22 protein-coding genes and 1 pseudogene are annotated in these 24606 nt (G+C 46.9%); 4 read left to right on the top strand and 19 right to left on the bottom strand.

Features of this window, described 5'->3' with window-relative positions; genetic code table 11:
• The first annotated feature begins 3 nt into the window (after positions 1–3).
• A complete protein-coding gene (hxlB, locus tag CYJ37_RS10020) occupies positions 4–561 on the top strand; it encodes a 6-phospho-3-hexuloisomerase (RefSeq protein WP_094768575.1) in 558 nt (185 codons plus the stop codon).
• A gap of 27 nt (positions 562–588) precedes the next feature.
• Positions 589–1305, top strand: coding sequence for a 3-ketoacyl-ACP reductase (locus tag CYJ37_RS10015; protein WP_101549530.1), 717 nt, complete (start codon positions 589–591; stop codon positions 1303–1305).
• 38 nt (positions 1306–1343) lie between these two features.
• Here CYJ37_RS10015 and CYJ37_RS10010 read toward each other — a convergent pair whose 3' ends face one another.
• The 8 genes from CYJ37_RS10010 to CYJ37_RS09975 form a co-directional block, all read right to left on the bottom strand.
• Complete coding sequence (locus tag CYJ37_RS10010) at positions 1344–2411, bottom strand: hypothetical protein (protein WP_101549528.1); 1068 nt, start codon at positions 2409–2411, stop codon at positions 1344–1346.
• Between the two features lie 98 nt (positions 2412–2509).
• Positions 2510–3286, bottom strand: a complete 777-nt coding sequence (locus tag CYJ37_RS10005) for a sulfite exporter TauE/SafE family protein (protein WP_009793115.1) — start codon at positions 3284–3286, stop codon at positions 2510–2512.
• A gap of 275 nt (positions 3287–3561) precedes the next feature.
• On the bottom strand, positions 3562–4674 hold the full coding sequence (locus CYJ37_RS10000; protein ID WP_374703159.1) for an MBL fold metallo-hydrolase: 1113 nt from the start codon (positions 4672–4674) through the stop codon (positions 3562–3564).
• A 54-nt stretch (positions 4675–4728) separates the two neighbouring features.
• The gene (locus CYJ37_RS09995; protein ID WP_009793113.1) at positions 4729–5304 is read right to left on the bottom strand and encodes a sulfurtransferase TusA family protein; all 576 of its coding nucleotides are present in this window, start codon (positions 5302–5304) and stop codon (positions 4729–4731) included.
• Between the two features lie 37 nt (positions 5305–5341).
• A complete protein-coding gene (locus CYJ37_RS09990; protein WP_009793112.1) occupies positions 5342–5635 on the bottom strand; it encodes a rhodanese-like domain-containing protein in 294 nt (97 codons plus the stop codon).
• A 12-nt stretch (positions 5636–5647) separates the two neighbouring features.
• On the bottom strand, positions 5648–6127 hold the full coding sequence (locus tag CYJ37_RS09985) for a DsrE/DsrF/DrsH-like family protein (RefSeq protein WP_009793111.1): 480 nt from the start codon (positions 6125–6127) through the stop codon (positions 5648–5650).
• Between the two features lie 53 nt (positions 6128–6180).
• Positions 6181–6408, bottom strand: coding sequence for a sulfurtransferase TusA family protein (locus CYJ37_RS09980; RefSeq protein WP_009793110.1), 228 nt, complete (start codon positions 6406–6408; stop codon positions 6181–6183).
• 81 nt (positions 6409–6489) lie between these two features.
• Complete coding sequence (locus tag CYJ37_RS09975; protein ID WP_009793109.1) at positions 6490–6753, bottom strand: metal-sensitive transcriptional regulator; 264 nt, start codon at positions 6751–6753, stop codon at positions 6490–6492.
• A gap of 333 nt (positions 6754–7086) precedes the next feature.
• On the opposite strand from CYJ37_RS09975, the gene CYJ37_RS09970 reads away from it, so the two are divergent.
• Positions 7087–8277: a cation:proton antiporter gene (locus tag CYJ37_RS09970; RefSeq protein WP_101549524.1), complete on the top strand. Its 1191-nt coding sequence runs from the start codon at positions 7087–7089 to the stop codon at positions 8275–8277.
• Positions 8278–8321: 44 nt separating this feature from the next.
• Here CYJ37_RS09970 and CYJ37_RS09965 read toward each other — a convergent pair whose 3' ends face one another.
• The 6 genes from CYJ37_RS09965 to CYJ37_RS09940 all read right to left on the bottom strand — a co-directional run bounded on the left by CYJ37_RS09965 (position 8322) and on the right by CYJ37_RS09940 (position 13227).
• Positions 8322–8909: a sterol desaturase family protein gene (locus CYJ37_RS09965; RefSeq protein ID WP_257964220.1), complete on the bottom strand. Its 588-nt coding sequence runs from the start codon at positions 8907–8909 to the stop codon at positions 8322–8324.
• Positions 8910–9085: 176 nt separating this feature from the next.
• Positions 9086–10249: an ABC transporter permease gene (locus tag CYJ37_RS09960; RefSeq protein WP_101549717.1), complete on the bottom strand. Its 1164-nt coding sequence runs from the start codon at positions 10247–10249 to the stop codon at positions 9086–9088.
• 34 nt (positions 10250–10283) lie between these two features.
• Positions 10284–11225, bottom strand: a complete 942-nt coding sequence (locus CYJ37_RS09955; protein WP_101549520.1) for an ABC transporter ATP-binding protein — start codon at positions 11223–11225, stop codon at positions 10284–10286.
• Entirely contained in the window at positions 11222–12094 is an 873-nt protein-coding gene (locus tag CYJ37_RS09950) for an ATP-binding cassette domain-containing protein (RefSeq protein ID WP_180827303.1), read from the bottom strand. The genes CYJ37_RS09955 and CYJ37_RS09950 overlap by 4 nt, the downstream gene beginning before the upstream one ends.
• A gap of 2 nt (positions 12095–12096) precedes the next feature.
• Entirely contained in the window at positions 12097–12492 is a 396-nt protein-coding gene (locus CYJ37_RS09945) for a GntR family transcriptional regulator (RefSeq protein WP_009793102.1), read from the bottom strand.
• Positions 12493–12507: 15 nt separating this feature from the next.
• A complete protein-coding gene (locus CYJ37_RS09940) occupies positions 12508–13227 on the bottom strand; it encodes a hypothetical protein (RefSeq protein WP_009793101.1) in 720 nt (239 codons plus the stop codon).
• Between the two features lie 259 nt (positions 13228–13486).
• On the opposite strand from CYJ37_RS09940, the gene CYJ37_RS09935 reads away from it, so the two are divergent.
• The gene (locus tag CYJ37_RS09935) at positions 13487–15184 is read left to right on the top strand and encodes a methyl-accepting chemotaxis protein (protein WP_101549516.1); all 1698 of its coding nucleotides are present in this window, start codon (positions 13487–13489) and stop codon (positions 15182–15184) included.
• Positions 15185–15336: 152 nt separating this feature from the next.
• Here CYJ37_RS09935 and CYJ37_RS09930 read toward each other — a convergent pair whose 3' ends face one another.
• The 5 genes and pseudogenes from CYJ37_RS09930 to CYJ37_RS09910 form a co-directional block, all read right to left on the bottom strand.
• Positions 15337–18468: an MMPL family transporter gene (locus CYJ37_RS09930; RefSeq protein ID WP_101549514.1), complete on the bottom strand. Its 3132-nt coding sequence runs from the start codon at positions 18466–18468 to the stop codon at positions 15337–15339.
• A gap of 2 nt (positions 18469–18470) precedes the next feature.
• Positions 18471–18932, bottom strand: a complete 462-nt coding sequence (locus CYJ37_RS09925) for a MarR family winged helix-turn-helix transcriptional regulator (protein ID WP_009793098.1) — start codon at positions 18930–18932, stop codon at positions 18471–18473.
• 426 nt (positions 18933–19358) lie between these two features.
• Positions 19359–20912 (bottom strand): glycine betaine ABC transporter substrate-binding protein, encoded by a 1554-nt coding sequence (locus CYJ37_RS09920; protein WP_101549512.1) that lies wholly within the window; start codon positions 20910–20912, stop codon positions 19359–19361.
• A pseudogene (locus CYJ37_RS09915) lies at positions 20905–22050 on the bottom strand (ABC transporter ATP-binding protein). The gene CYJ37_RS09920 and the pseudogene CYJ37_RS09915 overlap by 8 nt, the downstream one beginning before the upstream one ends.
• An 886-nt stretch (positions 22051–22936) precedes the next feature.
• Positions 22937–24496: a histidine kinase N-terminal 7TM domain-containing diguanylate cyclase gene (locus CYJ37_RS09910; RefSeq protein WP_180827302.1), complete on the bottom strand. Its 1560-nt coding sequence runs from the start codon at positions 24494–24496 to the stop codon at positions 22937–22939.
• Between the last annotated feature and the right edge of the window lie 110 nt (positions 24497–24606).

Genomic DNA, 24606 nt, shown 5'->3' with positions numbered 1-24606 from the left:
ATGATGGATACTGCAGAATACGTGAAAAAGATTCTTAGCGAGCTGGAGCATGCAGCTGAAGCAATTGACCCAGGGCAGGCGGAAGCACTCGCAAGCCAGATACTCGAATCCGGAAAAGTGTTCACAGCAGGCGCCGGCAGGTCAGGCTTCATGGCAAAATCCTTTGCCATGAGGCTCATGCATATGGGGGTCGACGCCTATGTCATCGGCGAAACCGTCACGCCGGGCTTCGAGGAGAATGATCTGCTGATCATCGGGTCGGGCTCCGGAGAGACAAAGAGCCTCGTTTCCATGGCTGAAAAAGCCAGGTCGATCGGCGGCAAAATAGCAGCCGCTACGATAGTCCCTGACTCATCCATCGCCAGCCTTGCTGACATCATTGTCAAAATGCCTGGCGCGACAAAGGATCAGAACGAAGGCGGGCTTTCCACCATCCAGCCGATGGGATCACTGTTCGAGCAGTCCCTGCTCCTGCTTTATGATGCCATCATCCTTCGCGTGATGGAGAAAAAAGGCCTTGATTCAGCCAAAATGTTTGGCAGGCATGCCAATTTGGAGTAGTATCATATCATTAAAAGGAGTGATCTTATGCAAAGCCTAAAAGGAAAAACAGCTTTAATCACAGGCGCCGGCCGCGGCATCGGCCGTGCAGCGGCTATTGCTTTCGCTAAGGAAGGCATTTCTGTCGGCCTGCTTGGAAGAACTCTTTCCAATCTTGAAAAAGCAGCCGAAGAGCTGAAAGAGTACGACGTAAAAGTATCCTATGCTGCTGCCGATGTCCAGAACAGCGATTCCGTCAACAAAGCCGTTGAAAAGATAACGTCTGAGCTTGGCCAGATCGATATCCTGATCAATAATGCAGGCATCGCTAAATTTGGCGGCTTCCTGGAGCTTTCCCCGCAGGAGTGGGAAGACATCATTCAGGTAAACCTGATGGGCGTCTACCATGTCACACGTGCGGTCCTGCCTGGAATGATCGAAAGAAAATCCGGCGATATCATCAATATCTCATCAACTGCCGGCCAAAAAGGTGCTCCTGTGACAAGCGCCTACAGTGCTTCCAAGTTTGCCGTCCTCGGCCTGACAGAATCACTGATGCTTGAGGTCAGAAAGCATAATATCCGGGTCAGTGCCCTGACGCCAAGCACTGTGGCGACAGATCTTGCAATTGAAACAAACCTGACTGACGGAAATCCTGAAAAAGTCATGCAGCCTGAAGATTTGGCAGAATACATGGTGGCCCAGCTGAAGCTGAACCCGCGCATTTTTATTAAAAATGCCGGAATGTGGTCGACCAATCCATAAGAATCTTAAGAAGCAGACCGCACTGGTCTGCTTCTTTTCTATCTCTCCTTAGTCAGCTCAACCCTTCCGACTGTAAAATAAAATGGGGACGGGAATGGCGGGCGCCTCTTCTTTTTTAAACAGTCCAGGGCGATGTTCATCCAGTTTCTTTCCCTGTGCAGCCCTGTAAAAAATACATAGAGGGTATTCCGGTCAGCTTCCGACTCCCCATAGTGGCCTGAGGGGCTGCCAATGCCATGCTTGTACCAGTCCTCCCCCTCCTCTGCATCCAGGATACAATAAGGATCAGATGACCAGCCGCTGCGCTTTCCGTCCGGCTCAGTTCCCTGCAAAAGCCACAGGCCCTGTTTGGGAAACGGCTTTCGCCCATATAAATTGGTGCTGCGGCATACCAGCATTTCAAACCCTTCCGGTGCTGAAGGGTGAACTGATGCATCATAATAGTTTTCATCCTCTCCAAACAAAGGGAAAGGGCTGCTCCAGCCTGTCAATCCATTGTCACTTTCTGTGTACATGATTGTATAATGCGGATAGCCCTTTTTCCCTGTCTCCCGTCTTGTGGTTACATACCACATCCTCCACTTTCCATCAATGAATCCTGCCTTAGGCTCGAGCACATTCGGGCTGCTGCTCGTCCCCATGATTACCGGGAAGGGTATCCTCCTCCAGCCGCCGGCTGTCCTTTCAATAGCCCCGATAGAGTATGGAGCATCATTGTCGAGGACCTTTTTGGAGGCTCTTCCTGTATAATAAATCAATTCTTTTGTTTCACCATTTTTTCCTTTTCCCTTCACATAGCAGGGAGTATGAAAGCCGAAGTAATCCCAGCTCCCTTTCTCGGAATTCTCAATAAGAGGCTTTGCCTTTTTCGGGTTCTGATTATCCATGGAAAGCTTCCAATTATTGCTGCTGAGCGGTTCCCCATGCGGGAGCGAGGCGGTGAATAGGTTGTTTTTGAAATTTGTCTGAAAGCCGCCGATAAACATCTGCCACCGGCCATCCACTTTTTCTACATGCGGATCCCCAAATCCAAGAACATTGGTGATTTCGCCATACCTCTCAATCTGGTCAAATAGCTTGACCGGCTTTTTCACAATATATTTCATATAGAAGTCACCCCGCCTTTCATCTATGCTATCGTTAATTTATGCTATATATCTTTTCACATACAAAAAAACCGCCCCTCTTGAGGGGCAGCATCCTGTTATAAAATATCCATCCAGGTCTTAATAGCTGTAGCGAAGATCAGGACAGCCAGGATCACTTGCAGCAATTTCGTATTGGCTTTTTTCCCTGCATTCGCCCCAAGAGGAGAGGCCAGCAGGCTTGCCGCAACCATGATCAGGGCTGGAAGATACTCCACCTGTCCGGTCGAAATCTTAGCCGCTGTTGCACCAATGGAAGAAATAAATGTAATGGCGAGGGAAGATGCTATCGTCATCCTTGTTGGTATTTTCAGGACAGCAAGCATAATCGGAACAAGCAGGAAGGCTCCGCCGGCGCCGACGATTCCCGCACCGATGCCGACGATGAAGGCAAGTGAAGCAGCAAGCCATTTATTAAAAACGACCTCATCGAGCGGAACATCATCAATCCTCTTCTTCGGAATGAACATCATGACCGCCGCAATCAAGGCAAGTATGCCGTACACAAGGCTGATGCCTGCTTCTGGCAGGAATTTCGAACCGAATCCGCCGATCATGCTTCCGGCAAGGATGCTGATGCCCATATAAAGGATCAGGGACTTATTTAAAAACCCTCCTTTACGATAGGCCCATACACCGCCGATTGTCGCAAATAGCACCTGGACCGCACTGATGCCGGTAACTTCATGCGCAGTGAATGAGGCCAAACCCAAAAGAGCCGGTATATACAGCAGCATAGGAAAATTGATGATCGCACCGCCTATGCCGAGCAGCCCGGAAATAAACGATCCAGCAAAGCCAAGCAGGAAAATGACGATGATTAATTCAATGCTCATGGTTCTCATCCTCCCTTTTCAGGAAAAAGCCTGCCGGCTGTGAAAATTCAAACGGCAGGCTTTTTCCTAATAAAAAAACGGCAATTTTCACTTAGATTACTGTCTAGCAGCTGCGCCCCCTCGAGGTCACAAGTCAATCCTCCCAAAAAGGCAAAGAACGCCTTTCTGGAGGATCGCCTTGAGGCCCCCAGGATGGGGGTCATGCAGACGTTGCCACAGGACGTGGCGTTCTTAGTCTGCGTTCCTTTAGTAGCAAGGCGCTTGCGCTTTTCTAATTACCTGACAGCACAGCGGTTTGGACCTATTTCCATTTCACGCTGCTCTTCTTCATCAGGAGTGATTCTGCCCATATTGGTTTTGCGGATTTCCTGATAGGCATTCGGCTGCGGCGGGAGGTTTTCGGTGACCAGCCTGCGGAATTCTGCCTCATCGCTGATGTTCAGGCCATGGTTTTCTGCAAATAAGGTGCCCAGCTTCTTAGAAACAGAACCATCATCATTCAATTCATCAATGATCATGAAATGGGCCGGCAGAACGAGCAGCTCTTCAGACAGATCGCGGTATCGCTTATACAGTGTCTCACGCAGATCCCCTACCCAGTCGTCTGCCAGGCCGGCAAGATCAGGACGGCCAATGCTGTCGATGAATAAAATATCGCCAGAAAGCAAGTATCGTCCATCAATCACGAAAGATGTTGATCCAATCGTATGGCCAGGAGAGTACAATGCATGGATATCAATAGCAGTTGTGCCGATTTTCACTGTTCTTCCATCTTCAAGGCTGCTGTAATCGAAAGTGACTTCGCCGGCATCCTTTGGCGGCAGCCAGTAGCTAGCGCCAGTTTGCTCAGCAAGCATTCTTCCTCCGGAAATATGGTCGGCATGAAGATGTGTGTCAAACACATGCTTGATCGCTGCGCCTTTTTCGTCAGCAAACCCTCTGTATGCTTCCGTCATCCGGGCTGCATCAATAATGGCCGCTTCCCCGCCGGAAATCGCCATATAAGAAAGACAGCCTTTCCCCAGGCGCACAAATTGGTACAGCTCTCCGCCGTCCTTCAGGTCCCCAACTTTGACCGGTTCAAGATGCTCGCTCCATGCCTTCATTCCGCCCTGCAGATAAGATACATCCAGCCCTTCATCGGAAAGCATCTCAGCTACCATTACAGATGAACCTTCCTTGGCACAGACAACCAGGATATCTTTATCTGCCGGCAGCTTTTCCATAATCTCCCCGACGCCGTCCAAAAGATCGAAATAAGGAATATTCAAATACTGAAAGTGGTCTCCTTCCATTTTCCAATCCGCGAATGCATCATGATTTCGGACATCAAGAATGAACATTTCTTCTTTTTGAATTACTTTTTGCGCAGCTTCTTCAGCAGTCATTGCTTTTACAGTCAACCCAATTACCCCCTACCGTATATTTTAATGTAAAATTTTTTATTGATTCATACTGGCTGATGGTCCGTTCCACTGGCTCATGCCAGGGATCACATTTTTAACATCCTTGAAGCCTTTGGCATCAAGCATCCTTGCAGCAAGATCGCTTCTGCTGCCTGTCCGGCAGACTACATAAACCGGCGCTTCAACGTCCAATTCTCCAGCGCGCTCCTCCAGCTCTCCTAATGGGATGGAGACAGCGCCCGGAATGTGGTGGAAAGCAAATTCTGCAGATTCCCGTACATCCAGCACAATGATATCGCCGTCTTCTCCCACAAGCTTCTCAAGATCTTCATTGCTGACAACATGAGGATGCTTTTTCTCCTGCACCTCTTCGCCGCTTGCTTTGCGCAGATAATGCTTAAGCACGCCTTCCTCTTCAACAGTTCCAAGATACTGATGGCCGGCACTTTCAGCCCAAGCCTTCAAATCTGCTTTTGAACCTTTATCAGTAGCCAGCACCTCCAGTACTTCGCCTGCATTCATGCCCGTAATCATTTTTTTCGTTTTGACAATTGGCATAGGGCATGCAAGCCCTTTTGCGTCAAGAGTGGAATCTGTTTTAATCTGTGTCATCTTTAAACCTCCCAGGGTATATGATTTCCTAAAAAAATTACTCCGTGCGCCCTTCCCAGGCAAGCATTCCGCCTTCCATATTAACAACCTTGAAGCCATGGGATTCAAGCAGCTGGCACGCCCTTCCGCTGCGGCCTCCTGACCGGCATACAAGGACATATTCTTTATTTTTATCAAGCTCATGCATCCTGAATTCAAGGAGTCCAAGCGGGATATTCACACTATCAGGAATACGGCCCTCTTTTACCTCATCCACTTCCCGGACATCCACAATATTAAGCATCCCTTTTTCCAGCTTGCTTTCTACTTCTTTAGCTGACCATTTCTCCATTGTGTTGCCCTCCTATATAAACAGATTTACATTGCCGTCTTCGGCATCACCAAGATAAGCTGCAACACCAGCATATTCAATATTGTCAAGCAGCTCCTCCTGCTGCAGTCCGAGCAAATCCATCGTCATCGTACAGGCAACCAGTTTTACATCCTGTTCCTGAGCCATCTCGATCAGCTGCGGCAGCGGGAGTGCATTATGCTTTTTCATTACGCCTTTGATCATCTTAGGGCCAAGGCCAGCGAAGTGCATCTTTGAAAGCCCCATTTTATCGGCTCCCCTTGGCATCATCCTGCCGAACATCTTTTCCATGAATCCTTTTTTAACCATAGTATTCTCATCTTTCCGAAGAGCATTCAATCCCCAGAAGGTATGGAAAATGGTAACTTCGTGATCATACGCTGCAGCACCGTTCGCAATGATATAGGCTGCCATTGCTTTATCATAATCTCCGCTAAAAAGGACAATCGTTGTTCTTTTCTTTTCTGACATTCTAATCCCCCTCATCTAATATACTGTACTGGGTATATAACCCTGCAAAAAAATCAGCCTTTTTTAATGTAAAAAGTAAATACGCCTGCTTCTTCCTTCATATCGATCAGTTCATGGCCTGTTGATGAAGCCCATGCTGTCAGATCGCTCTTCGCTCCCTTGTCAGTTGCCAGGACCTCTAATATCTGTCCTGATTCAAGCTCACCGATTGCCTTCTTTGTTTTAACGATCGGCATTGGGCAAGCCAAACCTTTTGCATCTAATACTTTATTGCTGTTCATGAAAAATTCCTCCTTGGATAACTGTTTTATTTCAATACCTAGTGGGGTATATAATGTTTCAAAATAAAAAGGATGTCAACCCTATCTGCTTCTCACAAGCAGATTGACTGCTTCCTTTATCATCTCTTCCGGCTCCAAAGTGCCATCTTCATCGGCATCTTTCATGCATTCCACAAGATTTGTGCTCACGATTACGCCGATTGCCCGGTCAATTGCCGACCTTGCAGCAGACAGCTGGGTAATGACATCCTTGCAATCTGCATCTTCTTCAATCATGCGCATAACACCGCGCATCTGCCCTTCGACCCGCTTGATCCGGTTCTTCGTTCCATTATTATATTCCAAAGGATGCCCCCTCCATTCTTTTGTGAACGCCGCTTTGTTCGGCGGCTATGAACCAATAATATACCCTACTAGGTATTTTGTCAACACTCCAAATCTGAATTTCTGTAATACTGCATAGCAGGCGCTTTAATACCGGTGATAAGGCTTAAGATTGGACGGGAAGTCTGTAATCCTGCCAGCCTTTTCTTTGCGCTGCAGACTCCCCTGCCTTTTTTTTATCAGCACTGGCATTCATCCTTCCAGCCCGGCTGATCCTGATACCCCCTCGGCTATAAGTTTCTACCTGCTGGCAAAAGGGTAATTTTTCTATAAAATGCGAAAGGGGGAAAGAGCATGGAGCCGATAAAAATAATACTGCTGCTTTTGGCGGGCTATATTGTTTTGACCATTGATAAAAAGAAAAAGCTGTTCCCAGGTCCGCCTGTATTGGTGCTGATAGGGATCGGCCTGTCTTTTATAGGCTATTTTGCATCGCTTCATATCGGAAAGGAAATTTTGTACGATATTTTCCTGCCTTCATTATTATTCATTTCAGCATATCGCTTTCCTCCAGCTGCCCTGAAGAAAAATGCAGGCATGATTGGTTTCCTGAGTACAGCAGGCCTTTTGTTCACTGCTCTGCTCCTTGGGGCTGCCATTTATTATTTTGCCAATCTTTTCGTTAGCATCAGCTTCCTGGGAAGCCTGATGATTGCGGCCATTCTTACACCGACCGATCCGGTTTCCGTCATATCCATCCTAAAGGAGGCATCCTCCGACCCGAGGGTAAGCGAAATCGTGGAAGGTGAGTCCATGATCAATGATGGGACAAGCTTTGTACTGTTCACTGTACTGACAGGGATGTTTGCCAGAGGAGAATCCTTTTCGGTTCTTTCGTTTGCAAAAGACTTTCTCTTTGTATCCCTCGGGGGTATTTTTCTTGGACTAATATGCGGCTGGATCGTCAGCAAGGCCGTCCATGTGACCGAGCGGAAAGATTATCAGGTGATGCTCAGCATCATTCTTTCGTACGGAATCTTCTATGCAGCCGAGCTTGCAGGCGTTTCGGGTGTCCTGGCAACAGTTTCTGCCGGCATCATGCTGTCATGGGAGTTCACTCACACAAATAAGGAAGACCATTACCTGGAGTCGCTCGACAGCTTCTGGGGAATAATCGAGCCAACCATCATATCCCTCGTCTTTCTTATGATCGGAATTGAAGCAACCAGCCATCTGGCCATTGATCAATGGGGCATTGCCTTTGTCATTTTTGCTATGAGCATTCTGATCCGCTTTGCTGTCATCCATGGAACCGTCCTGGCCCTGCCAAAAGAAAGGAAGCTGTTCGGCTGGCGGGAATCGTCCATCATATCATGGGCCGGCATCAAAGGGACCATGTCGGTCGTTCTGCTGCTGATCCTCGATGCAGCACAAACCACCAGGGCGGATATGATCATCTCGCTGACCTTTACAGCGGTCATTTTAAGCTTGATTATCCAAAGCTCAACCATTTATCCCCTTTCCAAAGTGCTTATAAAAAAATGAAAAAGCTGCATGATGCAGCTTTTTCCCTTGATGAGCATATTTCTTCAGGATGAAAGCTTCTTTTCCCTGCTCCTGCCCTCCAGATCCTTCACCGTTTTGCTTGTTTCCACTTCCTTCTCATCCTTTAACGTCCCAAACAGAGCATCGACAAAAGGGGTTGAGACACCGTACCAATAGTTTTCATTTTTAAAATGGTGAAGGATATGCGTCTTTTTCAGCCATATTCCAAATTTGGATTTCGGTTTGATCGGGCGGTGTGCTACATAATGCTTCCATTCATAGATCAGCAGCATGAGCACGAGGCCGAGGCTGAATGATACCGTATCAGGAAGCGAACCAGTAAGGAAGAAAAAGATGAGGGCAAGGACCGATAAGTTCGGCAGGCTGTACCAGACCGGCAGAAACAGCAGCTTTAAATCATTGGGATATTTGTGGTGGTCATAGTGAATGCGCTTTAAAAATGTCAGAAACAAAGCATTCTTTGGCGGATTAAGATGGAACAGGAAGCGGTGTGTGAGATATTCACTGAACATAAATGTGAGCATTCCCCCTGCTGTAAAAGCAAGGAGCTGCCAGCTAGCACCGAGTACTGCTATATACCAAATGAGCCCGGCTGCAAAGAGGCCTGACATGATGATGATATCAGGATGGAAAAAGAAATCCTTATAAATGCCTTTGCTTTTCAATTGCTTCACACTCCTGTCTAATATGTCCAATATATTCTTGGAGATATTATATGTCAATATTTTCTGAATATTTATCAGGCAATGATAAAAGCCTGGATAGAGTCTATCCAGGCTTTCGCTTTTTAATCCGCTTTACTCAGCCACTTCCACATTTCCTGCGGAGTGGCATTTTTGCCGTGCATTAAAATGCCAACCTTAAATATCTTCCCGGCCGCCTTCATCAGTAAAGCAATACTGGCCAGGAGGATGATTGCTGAAAGAAGGATCTCTCCCCATGGCCATTCCTCCATGACGGAAAGCCTCATGATCCATACCCCCGGGGCTGTGAAGGGGATAAAAGAGCCCGCGATTGCAATCACTCCTTCAGGATCGGAAAAGACCGGCTTGATTAATAAAAGCGGTGCAAAAGGAAGCATCAGTATAAAGCCCTGAAAATTGCTGGCAGAGTTTACATCTTCCACGGTTGCACCCATCCCTGCAAAAACTGCGGCAAACAGCAGATAGCCAAGGATCGCAAACAGCATAAGGACCAACGTTTCCGGGGCTGCGAGATACTGGATCAGCGGGACATCGAGCCTCCATGATGCGGCCGGGATGACGAACAGAAGCCAGACGGCCACCTGAATGATGCCAAGAGTAAAATAACCGATGATTTTCCCCTGCATCAGTTCACCGGATGTCAGAGAAGACAGCATAATTTCAGCTATTTTATCTTTCTTTTCCTGTGACGCACTCTGGAAGATCATCATTCCCGAGATTACAACCGAAAACAGGACAACACCCGCAGTGATTCCCGGGATCAGCTGACCATACATATCCTCTCCAGCGCCCGTCTCCTTCGCATCAACCGCTGCAAAACTGATATCCTGTGAGACTGCTGCCATCTCCTCTTCATCAAGTGCCAGCTGGCTCAGCTGAAAGGCGCGCAAGGGCTGCTCCAGCAGCATCGCCTGCTGCAGAACATCATCCGGTACTCCTTTACTCTTATAGATTGGGAAACGTCCAGCATCAAGTCCGTTCTTTGTCAGTGGAATAAAGATCGTATTCTCAGCCGCTTCAAGCTTATTTAAAATTTCACTTTCAGAGGCATCTGTCAGTTTGACTTCCCAATCAAGCCCTGCCATGATTCCTTCAGTGCCATTCCAGATACCCAGTTCGTCCTTTATAATTACATTAACCGGCTCGGGCTCGCTTTGAAAACGGTCCATCATGGCTGGCAATATGGCAAAAAACAGGAAGCTTAACGGAGTCAGCAAAAGCGAAATGACAAAGGATTTATTTTTCATATTCCGTTTTATCTCCCATTTGGCTACCTTTAAGCTATTGCGCAATTCTATGACCTTCTTTCTGTACAGGATGCTTTTCCGATGCAATGTCTATGAATATTTCATGCAGGGAAACACGGTCGATGGACAGCTCCTGGACTGCCAGCTCCTCAGGCAGCTGCTTCAGCCACCTGGCTGGATGAACAAGGCTGTCGAGATAAAGGACTGACATATCGCCTTTTTGCTCCACCCTCTGCACATGGGGGATTTTCTCCAGCATTGCCGCTCCATTTGCCCCGCGGATTGTGCATTTATAGTTCGCATACTCTTTTTTCACTTCTTCCACCGTTCCAGCAAGGACCTTGTGCCCTTTATGGATCATAAATAACCGGTCGCACATTTCCTCCACCATATTCATCTGATGCGAGGAAAGCAGAATCGCCGTCCCTTTATCCGCAAGCTCCCTGATTTCCTTTTTGAAGACCTCCTGGCTGACTGGATCAAGCCCGGAAAAAGGCTCATCAAGGATGAGAAGGCGGGGCTCATGAAGGACAGAGGCGATAAACTGGATTTTCTGCCCCATCCCTTTGGATAATTCCTCCAGCTTGGCCTTCTCCTTACCTTCCATATTGAACTTAGCCAAATACTCAAGAATCCGCTCTTTTGCCTTTTTCAATGGGTAGTCCTTTAACTCCGCAAGATAGAGCAGCATATCCATCACCTTGACATTTTTATAAAGGCCCCTTTCTTCAGGCAGGTAGCCGATCAGGTGGCGGGGAATGCTTTTTCCTGAAGAATGTCCGTGAAACGTGATATCTCCTTCATCCGGCAGAATGATGCCCATGATGCTGCGGATCGAGGTGGATTTGCCGGCGCCATTCGGTCCAAGGATAGCCATGATCTCACCCTCATGCACCGAAAAAGAAATATCCTTCAGCACCTGCTTTTCTTTATATGATTTGCCGATTCCTTCAACAGAAAGTACCTTCCCGGTCACTCTCTCCACCCCTTTTCCTGTTTTGGCTGCTGAAGCATGATGGCCAGCGCTTCCTCAAGCTCCGGCACCTCTTCCTCCAAAATCGAAATGCCAGCTTTTTTAAAATAACGTTCTGCTTCCAAGGCTGCCGAGGTTATGACCATCCGATCCCCCTGGCGTGATACTTCCCCCGGTATGCTTGAATCCGGCAGCTGGCCCACCCAATACTTTTTAAACTTGAGGGCCAATTCATCTTTTTCAAAATGGCCAGTGATTTCTCCATCCTTCATAAAAAGGATATAATCGGCCAGTTTGCGGATATCCTCTGCCTGATGGGTCGCAATGATCATCGTCTTATCTCCCCGCTCCATCCACTTAGCAAGCATTTCCATTAAAAGATGCTTTGCAGGTATATCCATGGAGGCAGACGGTTCATCCAGAAGAAGAATCTCTGTATCCCTGGGCAGGGTCAATGCAAGATTAAGCTTCTGCTGGACGCCTTGGGAAAGCTTTCCGTACGGCTTATCAAGGGGAACCGAAAATAGGTTTACAATCTCGTCGAACAGCTGCTTATCCCAGGAAGGATACCATCGCGAAACAAGTGAATACAGCTCATATCCGGTAAGCGTGCTGACGCCGTTCAGTGTCTGGGGCTGATAAGCGATGGTCTGCTTCCATGACTCCCTCTCTGAAATCGATTGTCCGTTTATCAGGATATCTCCCTTGTCTCTCTTGGCAAGATTCATCATTAATTTTAATAGGGTGCTTTTTCCTGATGAGTTATTGCCGATCAATGCTGTGATGGTCCCTGGCTCAAAGCTTGCATTCAAAGGGCCCAGTTTGAAGCCGTCTATATTTTTTTCAAGTCCGGTGATTTCTATTGGCAGCATGCTCATTCCTCCCCGTTCTTAATTTTTTCTACCACTTTATGAAAAATCTCTTCTATTTCTTCAAGTGTGCAGTCATAGCTCATGGCCGTCCGGATGCCATTTTCGAGTGCCTGGTAGACTGAACTGTGCTTAACATCCGCCTTTTCCGATTCAGCCACCTCGGCTACAAAGGTTCCCTTTCCCTGGATCGTGGTGATGAAGCCTTTATATTCAAGATCCTGATAAGCCCTTCTCGTTGTGATGACACTCACCTCAAGATCCTTAGAGAGGGAGCGGATGGACGGTAGCGGCGATCCTGCCGGGAGCACCCCGCTCGCAATCAAAGCTTTTATCTGGCCCTCAATCTGGTGGTAGATGGGAACGCGGGATTCCTTGGATAATCTGATAGGAAGCTCCAAGCGGTTTCCTCCTTTCTATGACAGATAGTCGATTGTAGACATTTTCTTCAGCATGTATTTTTTATAGAAGAGCGTGCAAGCCACTGCCGCTGCTATCGCCAGCAGGGAAGTAAATAATGGCCATCTCCCCGCGGCCATAATCGTCCAGCCGACAAGGCCGCTGCTGTAGGTATTGAAAAGGATGACAGCTGCAATTCCTCCGCCATACAGCATAATGCTGTAAATGACCATGCGGGTGCGGTTGATCATATCGCCAGCTTCCATTACCGGGAAAGACAGTCCAAAGAAAATGCTGAAAGCAAGCCACATAAGAGTAAAGGCAGCAAATCCGCCTATTCCCAGCTCATGGTTCAGACTTGGACTAAAGCTGTACAGCAGAATCATGAAAATCAGCTGTGCTGGGATAACGGTCATAAAATAAGTCAAAAAACGGCTTTTCACCAAAATCCCTTTCCTGATCGGCAGCTGGCTCAGCGTCATGAAATAAGGGGAGGCCCATACATCTCTTTGCACCTTTTGAGATTGGAAGTCTTTTGTCCTCGACCAAGCCCCCGAGAATCCGAATAAAATCATAAACATAAAATCCACAATGGCAGTTTTGCCAATACCGAGCGAAAAAGCTAAAACGGTTACCCCAAGAAACAGGACAGTATTGAGTATGAGCTGTATAAAACCTCTTGCTGATTTGCCCAGTTCAAACTTAACGAGCCACATTGCTTCTTTCCATTCATTCAATTTTGATTCCTCCCACTGTTATACTGTTTATATCTATATACACAGTATATGATATTTAGTATTTTATTTCCAATGTTTTTTAAAGGTTTTAAACACCAAAAACAGTTGTTCCTTTTCTACTCACCACTTATTAAAAAATCCGGATAGGATATCCTCTGATAAGCTTAAGTCAAAATTTCCGATACCCTAAACACTTAAAGTTATTTGACGATAATAAATTGGTGAATCAGACCAATTAAAAGAAAGAGGAGTTTGCATAATGAAATTATCAATCAAGCAGAAATTAATAGGAAGCTTCCTAATTGTGTCCTTCATATTTGGGATTGCATCCTTTATTTCATACAAAAATATGAAAGACTCAAATGAATCTTATGATTATGTAGTTGAAACTGTTGCTGAAGTAAGGGCACTGACACAATCCATCCAGACAGACGCTGCTCTGCAGACAGGCTATTACCGTGCTTTCCTGTTATATGATGAAGACAGTGAAAGTTTCAGAGATATGATGAATCAGGCAAATGAAAGAATCAATGCTTCTATAGCCAAAGGAAGAGAGCTGGCTACCCTGCAGGAAACACAGGATCGATTTAACTCTATCCAGGAAGCAAATAAGAACTTCAAGGAATTGGCTAACCAAATCATGGATGACAGCAGCATAGATAAGGAGAAAGCAATTGCTGACGGCTTAAAATTAATTGTCCCTATCAGCAATAATCTGACAGAGAGCACGCTTTCTATGCATGATTGGCTGAAAGAAGACATTCTTGATGTTAAATTTAAAGAAACACAGGAACAATCCAGCAAAGCACGAATGTTATTGCTTTCTCTAAGCATAGCCGCTGCATTAATTGCTTTGGCCAGCGGGATTATTATCTCCGTGTTAATCACCAGGCCGATTGCGAAACTGGGCAGTCTGGCCAAGCAGGTAGCTGGCGGAAATTTAAACGTGGATACATTGAATTTAAAAAATAAAGATGAGATTTTTGATTTAAATCAATCTTTCGAGGAAATGAAAAATAATCTCAGAGACATGATCAGCTCCATCTCTTCTAACTCTGATTTAGTGGCTGCATCTGCTGAGCAGCTGAATGCGAGTGCAGAACAGTCAACCATAGCCAGCGAAACAGTTTCATCTGCCATACAGGAAATTGCCGGTGGAGCCGAAACCACGACAATAAATCTGGAGAATAATTCAAAAGCCTTAAATGAAGTGCTTCAGGGCATTTTACATATCTCAGAAAGGTCAGCTAATGTGGCCGAGCTCTCAAGAAAGACAACTCAGGAGGCTGAAGAGGGGGAGAAACAGGTTACAGACAGCCTAGAGCAAATGAAGTTTATTCACCATTCCATCAAGCGATCAAACCGAGTGATATCTTCTTTATCCAGCCGTTCAAAAGAAATAGGTTCAATCTCTGATGTGATCAGCGGGATTGCTGATCAAACAAACCTGCTGGCTTTAAATGCGGCAATTGAAGCGGCAAGAGCCGGAGAGCATGGGAAAGGATTTGCAGTGGTAGCTGATGAAGTGCGCAAATTAGCAGAGCAGTCTCAAGCATCAACAAAGAGTATCGCTGACCTGATTGCACTAATACAGCAGGATACAGAAGAATCAGTTAAAATCATGGATGAAGCTGTAATAAATGCAGAAGAAGGCGTAAAAGTTTCAGAACAAACATCTGAAAAATTTGCCGGGATATTAAATAGCACTAGAAACATTACCCCGCTGATTGAACAGGTTACTGCCACTGTCCAGGAGATTACTGCCAGTATAGATGAAGCGACTAATGCAGCAATGGATATCTCGATGATGGCCCAGGAAAACGCATCAACTTCGGAAGAAGCTGCTGCATCAACAGAGGAACAGCTGGCATCAATGGAGGAAATCCATTCATCTGCCCAAGCATTGGCACAAATGGCTGAAGAATTGAAGCAGGTGGTAGATAAATTTAAAATCTAAGCAGTGCTAGTAGAGCCACTCATATTTTATGGGTGGTTTTTTATATTTCTATGAGCCTGCTACAGACGGAATAAGTAAGCAGGTCATAAAGGTGAGCTTATAAAGAAACACCGCCCTGCCTAGCAGGACGGTGCTCAAGAAGCTAACAGCTTTTATTCATTTGTTCCCCTTTTAAATGGCCACCAGTTTGCCTGGCCGAAGTTTTTCACCATCACCGGGATAAACAGAGGGAGGATGATGAACGCATACAACAGGAGTCCGACCAGGATGATCGAGGCAATCTGCAGCAATGACAGCATGCCGGATGGCATCATCGCCGCGAATGTACCGCCAAGGATGACAACTGCCGAGATGATGACAGTTCCCATCTTCTTCATCGCCATCAGCATCGCATCTGCTACAGAAAGGTCTTTATATTCATTGAAGCGGTCCATGAGGAAGATGCTGTAATCCACCCCAAGCGCAACAAGAATGACGAACCCGAAGAACGGCACGGCCCAGCTGATGCCTGTATAGCCGAGAATATCCACGAAGATCACTTCGTTCATCGCCATGGACGTGTAATAAGTCAGGATCAGTGATCCAATAATATAGACTGGCATAATAATAGAACGGAACAGGAATACAAGAATGATAGAAATGCCGACGAGCATCAGCACGACTGTGCGGGAATAATCCTTGCCTGACATCTCATCAAGATCTGCGTTCGTACTTGTAATTCCGCCCAATGCCAATTTAGCATTTTCAAGCTTTGTATCCTTCGTCGCCCTCTCCACGGCATCCTTAATTTCCGGAACCTGATTGATGGCTTCATTTGAATACGGATTTGCTTCAAAAATAACATCCAGTGTCATGACTTTGCGGTCTTTTGACATATAAGCATCTACCGCCTGGTCGAAATCATCGCTTTCCAGGACTTCTTCCGGCAGATAGAATGCATTCAGGGAATCTGACTGCGACAGTCCGGACAGATAGTCCTGTGCAGAACCCAGTCCGTCTGATACCTGATTCAGCCCATCCACACTCTGATTAAGGCCGTCAGTCAGCTCACCCAGCTGGCCGCCGAGGCTGCCGAAGCCATCCAGCAGCTGCTTTTGGCCATCATTAACGCCTGCAAGTCCGTTTGACAGCTGCGGGAATCCATTGACAATCTGGCCCTGCCCGTCTGCCAGCTGTTCGAGGCCGGCCTGCTGCTGTTCGAGGCCGTTGATGATTTTCTGAAGTCCGCCGGCCAAATTCTGCTGGCCGCTGATCGCCTTGCCGAAGTTATCATTTGCCTTATTAAGTCCATTCTCTACGCCTGCCAGCCCGCCATTCAGCTGTGTCAAGCCTTCTGCCAGAGGTGTAATATTTGCCTGTACATTCTGCACAGTTCCTTTAATTTTTTTGTAAGAATCATTTTCAGCTATTCCTTGATAATTGTCTTCCAATATAGCAAAATCATCTGCTGTAATGCCTGCAAGAGCTTCTGAAAGACCGTTTAAACCTTCACCGATACCCTTATATTTAGCTTGCAGCCCACTTACTCCTTCGGCAGCTTCCTGATATCCTCCGAGTAATTTATTGTAATTTACAAGCAGCTCTTCCGCCCCAGCCTTTGTCTCCTCCAGCCCTTTTTTCAGCTCAGTGGATCCGGCTGTGCCCTGGCGGAGGCCGTCTTCAATTTTGGCCAGATTGGTTTGAATTTCAGAAAGGCCATTCTGAATTTCGCCTGTTCCTGATATCAATGTACCGATGCCTGAAACAGCCTGATCCAGCTCCGGCTCTGATTTAGACAGTTCGCTTCCTGCTTCCTGTAGCCCGTCGCTGATCTGTTCAAGTCCGTCTTTTCCTTCGCCCAGGCCATCTTCAAGGCTTTCGGCCTGCTTGGAGACGAAGAAATCTTCAATCGGCTCACCTGTCGGCCTTGTTACAGACCGGACAGTATCGACCAGGTCCACTTTTTCCAGCTCCTGGCTGATTTTTTCTGCGAGAGCGATGTATTCAGCTGAATCCATCCGCTCATCGTTCTGGAGCACAATTTGCGTCGGCATTGATTCACCAGGGCCAAAGCTGCCGCTGATGGCATCAAATGCCTTGATGGACGGTACATCCCCGCTGATTTCCTCCAGGGAGTTATAGGAAAGATCTCCGTCATACACCACAAGGAACGGCACACAAACCGCCGCAACTATGAACAGGGCAATGAATGGGCGTGCAAGCGAGAAGCGCCCGACAGTACCCCAAAGCTTGCTTTCACCATGTTCTGCCGTGCTTTTTGAAGGCCAGAAGATCTTTTGGCCGAGCACAGCCATAAAGAATGGCACTACCGTGAACAGGGCGATCAGCAGCAGCGCTACCCCTACGGCAACAGCTGAGGCTGACTGATACAGCTTAAACTGGGAGAACCCGATGGCCGCAAAGCCGATCATAACCGCCAATCCGCTGAAAAATACGGTGCGGCCGGCATTCTTATACGTCGCAACAATCGCATCTGCCGTTGATTCACTGTGAGCCAATTCTTCTTTAAACCGGCTCAGCAGCAGGATACAGTAATCAGTCCCGATACCGAAAAGGACGGCCACCAGGAAGATCTGCGTATAGTTGGAAATCGGGAAATCCACTTTATCCACCAGGATCGATACAATCGATTGTGAAGCCAGATATGAAAATCCAACCGTCAGCAGCGGAATGACCGGCGCCACGATAGAGCGGAATACCAGGAACAAGACAACGAGGATGAACACAACGGTAATCCCCTCTGTTTTCTTCAGGCCTTCCTCAGAGCTGGTGGTCAGATCTTCATTGATCATCCAGTTGCTCGTATAATAATGGTCAACATCCGCATCTTCAATGGTTTCATACAGAGCATCGCTCAGTTCGCCTGCTTCGCGGCCGTTCCAGCTGATGCTCAATGATGCGAGAATTGACTTCCCGTCATCGGAAACAAGCTGGTCTTTCAGGTTTTCTTCTGTAAAATGGGAGAGGATCTGCGTGATCCCAAGCTCCTCTTTATTTGCTTCCAGATCATTGATGGCTTTCTCAGCTTCTTGGATCTGATCTGCCGACAGCTTTTTATCATCATGGAAAACAAGGGCCACCGAGGTTTCATCGCCTCCGCCTTCCTGCTTCTGCACTTCGTCCATAATCTGGCCGGCCAGCTTGGAGGAGTATTCCTCCGGCACATCCACCTGCCCTTTTTCACGGACAAGATCAGCCATATTAGGGGCCAGGAAAAACAATCCGGCAATAACTGCGATCCACGCAATAAGGACAAACCATTTTCTCTTGATTATTGTATACACGCCTATTCCTCCACCTGTTGATCTTTAATTTCAAGCAGAATACTGCCCAGTTTCTCATAGGTTGTGATAAACTGCTCTATCTCCTGCTGGTCAAATTTTTTGATAAAAGATTCAACCAGCTTGTTGATGCGTTCTTCCGTTTCCGAAAAAAGCTCCCTGCCTTTTTCAGAAAGCGTCAAGTACACGACCCTGCGGTCTTTTTCATCACGGGTCCGTTCGATCAGGCCCTTCTCAAACAGTCTGTTAATGATGGCCGTGATCGCACTTTTTTTGACATCGAACACCTCAGCCAATTCTGTTGACGTGCAGTTCTCTGAATGGTGGATGTATCTGAGCGTGTAATGCTGGTCATTCGTCAGTTCATCCCCTAGCTGGCACTTTACCAGGTTTTCGCCCGTCTTGTTTACTGAGAAGGAAACGGATATGTACCGGTCCACTAAGTCTTTTATATTCTCATGCGGCATGCATTATTCACCTCTCCCGCTATAAAGTTCTACCCTTTAATAATTCAACACTTTAACTAATTTATCTTAATTGTATTTTTCTGTCAAGGGGGAGTTTTTGAGTAAAAATTGAACTCAAATGGATTTCCTATAATTAGACTATTTCTGTAAAAAAAGAGGTTTTTCAGGTATCTGCTTGTTATGGGTGTTGATTTCCGTTCCAGGCACTTCGCTTTCCGCGGGGCGGAGTTGAGCCTCCTCACGCTGCGCGCTGCGGGGTCTCAACATTTCCGCTGCAATCCCGCTGGAGTCTTCGTGCCTTCCACTGCAATCACCAAGTTTTTTGAAACTCGTTTAGCTATGTAACCAAGGCTATTGAACAATCACTAAACAAAAAAAAGAGGCACGGAATGAGATTATTCCGTACCCCTGCTGTCTTTTATTTGCTTAGTCGATTAAGTTTTTCTGTTTCAGGAAGTCGATTGCTACTTCGCGCGGGTTTTCTTTGTCGAGGTCGACTCTGGCATTCATTTCAGCCATTTCTTCCTCGGAAATCTGGTTGCCGAGCCTGTTGATGACTTCTTCAAGCTCTGGATATTTTGCCAGTGTTTCCTGGCGGATGATTGGTGCTGCATAGTATGGCGGGAAGAATTGCCTGTCATCTTCAAGCACCTTCAGGCCGAAGCGGACAATCCGCCCGTCTGTGGTAAAGGCAGGGATGGCATCTACTTCCCCTTCCTGTACAGCGGAGTACATCAGGTTTGCATCCAATGTCCGCTTTTCGCTGAAATCGAGATTATATGCCTCAGTGAAAGCGGTAAATCCATCCTCACGCTCGTAAAAATCTGCAGGACCCCCAAATTGGAGCTCCGAGGACACAGAAGAAAGGTCGGAAATTTTTTCAGCACCATACTCACTGTCGGTTTCCTGATTGACTGCAAGGGCGTATGTGTTCTGGAATCCTAAAGGCTCCATCCACTCCAGCTGGTATTCTTCGCTGTAGCCTTCCTTTACCTTGTTATAAATATCCTCTGGGCTGTCCTCCGGGTTATAAGATTCCTTCATGATCGTCAGGAGACCAGTCCCCGTATAATCCACATACATATCAATATCGCCTTTTCGAAGGGCCTGGGTCAGGATCGGGGTATCTCCGAGCCCTTCCTGCACCCTTACATTATAATCTGTCTGATCTTGAATATATTCTGACAGGATATGAGGGAGGATATACTGCTCTGTCCATCTTTTCCCGCCAAGGACGATGGTATCTTCCTCATTGCCTCCCCTGAGTCCAAAGAACAATGCCAGCGCAGCAATAGGAATGAGGACTAAGGAAATCTTTTTCCAGTTCACCTTCCTGCCTCTGCGCGGGTCGGTGGCAATTTCAATCCTTTTTAGGATCAAATCAATGACAATCGCAAGGACCGCTGCAGGGATCGCACCTGCAAGCACGAGCTCATTGCGGGCTGTGGACAGGCCCCTGTATATCAGGTCCCCAAGGCCGCCTGCCCCTATGAATGCGGCCAGGGTCGCCACCCCGATTGTCAGAACGGCCGCTGTCCGCAGTCCTGCCATGATGATCGGCAATGCAAGAGGAAGCTCAATCATCCTGAGGATCTGGTTGCTTGTCATCCCCATGCCGCGTCCTGCCTCAACGGCAGACTGGTCTACACCATTGATGCCTGTATATGTATTTCTTAAAAGAGGCAGCAAAGCATACACAGTCAAGGCGATGATCGCCGTTACATTTCCTATCCCGAACAGGGGAAGCAAGAATCCGAACAGCGCAAGGCTCGGAATCGTCTGGAAGATGGATGTAATGCCAATGATCGGCTCAGCCAGCTTCTTCCTCCGCGAAATAAAGATGCCCAAAGGCAGGGATATGGCTGCTGCTATCACAATGGAAACAACCGACAAAAATAAATGCTGCTGAAGGGCTTCCAGAATTTCAGGCCATCTATTTTTAAAAATATCAACAACGAGTACAAAGAAATTATCATTCATTTATAGTGCCCCCTTCAGCCGGTGATGAAATTTTCATCCCCGCCAGGCCTCTCATCATCGTGGACCTTGTGATAAGCCCGGCAAGCTTTCCGCCCTCAAGGACGGGAATGTAAAGGGACCCTTTGGCAAACAGCTCAGCAACCTCATTATAAGGTGCATCAACGAGTACTGACTGATAGTCCGCGCTCATAATATCGCCAAGCGTTTTTTCTTCCTCGGCGTAATTTTTTTAGACATCATCAATGGTTGCAATGCCGAGAAGCTCATTCTCGCCATTCACTACAAAAAGTGAGTCAACCTTATATGTTTTCATCGTTTTCAACGCCTGTGCCAGACCCCTGCCTGGACGCGCTGTAATAACCTTCCTGAGCATCAGGTCAGCAGCAGCAGGCTGTCCGTTCTCAGCGTCATTCAGGCGGTCTTCGCCTATGAAGCCTTTGACAAACTCATTCTTTGGATAACGGAGAATTCTTTCCGGCGTATCGAACTGGATGATCTCTCCGTCTTTTAAAATGGCAATCCGGTCGGCGATTTTAATGGCCTCATCCATATCGTGGGTGACAAACACAATGGTCTTTTTGATGGTTTCCTGCAGCTTGACCAGCTCATCCTGCAGCTGCTCACGGCTGATCGGATCCAGTGCGCTGAAAGGCTCGTCCATAAGGATGATGGGCGGTTCTGCCGCCAGGGCGCGGATAACGCCTACACGCTGCTGCTGTCCGCCCGACAGCTCGCCGGGGAACCGGGTCCGGTATTCTTTCGGATCCAGGCCGACAAGCTGCAGTAATTCGTCCACTTTATCGGAGTACTGCTCCTTTTCCCAGCCTTTAAGCCTCGGAACAAGTGTAATATTATCTTCAATGGTCATATGGGGAAGCAGGCCGATCTGCTGGATCACATAGCCGATATCCCTGCGCAGCTTCACAGGATCCTTTTTGGATATGTCTTCTCCATTGATAAAAATCTGGCCGCTGGACGGCTCAATAAGCCGGTTGATCATTTTCATGGTTGTCGTCTTTCCGCAGCCGCTCGGCCCGATCAGGGCAACCAGTTCCCCTTCTTCTATATGGAAATCAATATCCTTGAGGGCAACAAAGCCATCCGGATATTTCTTTCCTACATGCTTAAACGTAATCAATAATCAACGCCTCTTTCATTATGTAGTGCTGCTAGGTTTAACATGCCCAAAACAGGCAGCTTGAATGAATGCACAGAAAAAACAGGCTGTAGCTTCATAAGCAGCCAGGTGTATACTATTGGATTTGCAAAATGGTATTAGACAAGAGTTCTGCGATTAGCAGATGCAGATAAATGCGGGAATTTCAAAGACAGGTAGATCCTGAAAGATTGATTTGCCTTATATGGCGCTGAGGATTTTGGCCATAAAATCGCGGATTCAGCAAATCAATGTATTGAGCAGGCGTTCGCCGTTCCCAAATACTCAGCAGCATGATGCGGTGGAGACCGCCAGAGCTGCCTGCCCTAAACAGGGCTGATGCAAAAAAATGAAATCCCAATAGCAATAATTCTTTGTAGCCTTCCCTCCTTTATATAGTCCAACTTTTTACCCATCTCTATTTAATTGTAAACATAAATGACACAGTTTTTCAAATTTATTTGAAATAACGACTGTTTTAACTTGATCCTGAATTCAATTTTCAGTGGTTTCTTAGTGAATTAAGCTGCGATTTAAAAACACAGCACAATATCTGCCAGCTTATATATTGTTTTTTAATCAAACGGACATGGATTCTACCAAATCCGACTTTAATTTCACCAATTGAGCATATATTCTACCAAATTGGGCAAGGATTCTACCGAATCGGCCAAATATTCTGCCGATTGAATATCTCCCCTGCTAAACAGACTCTTTTTCACCAGCCATTACCTCATCTGCACGCCACGCCATTTATTTGCCAATTAATCACCATCAGCCAGCTCTTCCTTGTTGGAATCCAGCACGTTTACCGCAATTTCAGTCCCGGCTTAATAAACCAAAAAAGGCCGCCATGAAGGCAGCCAGGCTAGGATACGGAAACAGGTGATTCGCAGCATGTAACTCTGTTTCTGCCTCCATTTTTTGATTGATATAAAGCAGTGTCTGAATTGTGAAGCAGCCGTTCGAGCGTCATTCCCGGTGCTGCTTCTGCCGCTCCAAAACTCGCGGTCAATGAAATCATTCCCGTTTCAGAAGGCAGAAAAACCTCTTCGATTCCGGCCCTGATTTTTTCTGCCTGATCAGCCGCTGATTCTAGATCGGCACCAGGAAGGCAGATGACAAATTCCTCTCCTCCGTAGCGTGCAAAAATTGAACCTCCCCCCAGCAGGCTTCCGCTGACCCGCGCTATATGCCGAAGCGCTTCATCGCCCTGCAGATGCCCATACTGATCATTGATATTCTTAAAATAATCGATATCAAACAAAATGACTGACATGGTTCCCCCGGCAGCTTCCGCTTCCTTAAGAAGCCTGCCGCTCTGCTCAATGAAATAGGTCCGGTTATAAATGCCTGTCAGCCCATCTTTAAAAGCAAGCTCCTCCAGTTTCTGCCTTAGCAGTACTTCCTGGGTGATATCGCTGAGGATCACCGTAGTACCGGCCAACTCCCCGCTGCTTTTTTTTATCGGGAAAGAATGAATCTGGATATATGTTTCTGCCTCGCTCTCAAATTTATGAATGCCGGAATAGCTGCCGCCATCAGCCCCGGTCCCTGAATATGCTGCAGCCGGCTGGAGAACCGCCTTCATATTTTTACCGATTGAGCTGGAATCCAGCCCTGGCAGCATTTCCTTTGCGGCCGGGTTATAGTCCACAAGTCCATCATCCTGGGCAAATACGAGAACACCATCCCTCATGCTTTCAAAGACCCTTTCCTTTGCGATCGGCGCGGCTGTCAGCCTGTCCATAAAAAAGGCACGCAAATATAAAAAGGATGTCAGGCACATCACCATCGGAACAGGATCCATGCCGTAAGGGGAATATCCCATTAAATAAAGGAAAGAGGCTGTCATGGGGATCGTCAGTCCCGCAAACATGGTCATCAGCTGCCTTCTGTAGGCGAATCCTGCCCTCTTCCAATACCATACAACCATGCAAGCCCCTGCAAAAAGGCTGCCGAAGGTAAAGCTGCCATGAATCACATACCAAAAGCCAACATCCATATCTACAAGCAGGTATGCCCCCTCCTGGTGCAGATGATATCCGGTGTAAAAAAGAGCATGCCAATCATTTGTCAGCACCATAACCATGCTGATGAAAGGAATGGTGTAAAAAAGAATAAGATTGAGGGTGGTCAAATATCTGTCCAAACCTGTGAATCTCATGACCATGACTAATGTGATAGGGGAAATAAAGGGCAGGCCCGCATATTGAAAGGCGATCCAGAACTTGATTTCTGCCAGCGAATCAGCTGTCAGCTCAAAAGCATGCCCGAATATGTAGATGGCCGAGGTAACCGCTATCCAGACAAAGGTTTTGCCGGCAGAAAAGGTTTTTCTTTTAGCAAAGGCATACATGCCCAAAATGCTTGTCAGGACTCCGGATACAGAGATCAGAACCATATAGCTGAAAATATCTGAGTTCATTATATTCACCAGGTTAATTTTTTGCTTTAATGGTACCATAACCCGGATAGAAAAAGAATATAAACCGGAAAGATGGAATTTTGTTTAGTTGTAATCAGAAAAAACCTGCC

Origin of the sequence: Bacillus sp. UMB0728, from assembly GCF_002858875.1 — a bacterium.
In the GTDB taxonomy this organism is placed as follows: Bacteria; Bacillota; Bacilli; order Bacillales; family Cytobacillaceae; genus Bacillus_AB; species Bacillus_AB infantis.
Note: the sequence above shows the minus strand (reverse complement) of the source record. Positions and strands in the feature narration are given on the sequence as shown.

What these genes read in the sequence shown, in the direction of transcription:
- CYJ37_RS09910 (WP_180827302.1), bottom strand. Translation starts at nt 24,496, where the DNA reads ATGAACTCAGATATTTTCAGCTATATGGTTCTGATCTCTGTATCCGGA.
- CYJ37_RS10000 (WP_374703159.1), bottom strand. Translation starts at nt 4,674, where the DNA reads ATGACTGCTGAAGAAGCTGCGCAAAAAGTAATTCAAAAAGAAGAAATG.
- hxlB (WP_094768575.1), top strand. Translation starts at nt 4, where the DNA reads ATGGATACTGCAGAATACGTGAAAAAGATTCTTAGCGAGCTGGAGCAT.
- CYJ37_RS09995 (WP_009793113.1), bottom strand. Translation starts at nt 5,304, where the DNA reads ATGACACAGATTAAAACAGATTCCACTCTTGACGCAAAAGGGCTTGCA.
- CYJ37_RS09920 (WP_101549512.1), bottom strand. Translation starts at nt 20,912, where the DNA reads ATGAATGATAATTTCTTTGTACTCGTTGTTGATATTTTTAAAAATAGA.
- CYJ37_RS10010 (WP_101549528.1), bottom strand. Translation starts at nt 2,411, where the DNA reads ATGAAATATATTGTGAAAAAGCCGGTCAAGCTATTTGACCAGATTGAG.
- CYJ37_RS09965 (WP_257964220.1), bottom strand. Translation starts at nt 8,909, where the DNA reads ATGTCAGGCCTCTTTGCAGCCGGGCTCATTTGGTATATAGCAGTACTC.
- CYJ37_RS09990 (WP_009793112.1), bottom strand. Translation starts at nt 5,635, where the DNA reads ATGGAGAAATGGTCAGCTAAAGAAGTAGAAAGCAAGCTGGAAAAAGGG.
- CYJ37_RS09960 (WP_101549717.1), bottom strand. Translation starts at nt 10,249, where the DNA reads ATGAAAAATAAATCCTTTGTCATTTCGCTTTTGCTGACTCCGTTAAGC.
- CYJ37_RS09970 (WP_101549524.1), top strand. Translation starts at nt 7,087, where the DNA reads ATGGAGCCGATAAAAATAATACTGCTGCTTTTGGCGGGCTATATTGTT.
- CYJ37_RS09985 (WP_009793111.1), bottom strand. Translation starts at nt 6,127, where the DNA reads ATGTCAGAAAAGAAAAGAACAACGATTGTCCTTTTTAGCGGAGATTAT.
- CYJ37_RS09950 (WP_180827303.1), bottom strand. Translation starts at nt 12,094, where the DNA reads ATGCTGCCAATAGAAATCACCGGACTTGAAAAAAATATAGACGGCTTC.
- CYJ37_RS09925 (WP_009793098.1), bottom strand. Translation starts at nt 18,932, where the DNA reads ATGCCGCATGAGAATATAAAAGACTTAGTGGACCGGTACATATCCGTT.
- CYJ37_RS09980 (WP_009793110.1), bottom strand. Translation starts at nt 6,408, where the DNA reads ATGAACAGCAATAAAGTATTAGATGCAAAAGGTTTGGCTTGCCCAATG.
- CYJ37_RS10015 (WP_101549530.1), top strand. Translation starts at nt 589, where the DNA reads ATGCAAAGCCTAAAAGGAAAAACAGCTTTAATCACAGGCGCCGGCCGC.
- CYJ37_RS10005 (WP_009793115.1), bottom strand. Translation starts at nt 3,286, where the DNA reads ATGAGCATTGAATTAATCATCGTCATTTTCCTGCTTGGCTTTGCTGGA.
- CYJ37_RS09935 (WP_101549516.1), top strand. Translation starts at nt 13,487, where the DNA reads ATGAAATTATCAATCAAGCAGAAATTAATAGGAAGCTTCCTAATTGTG.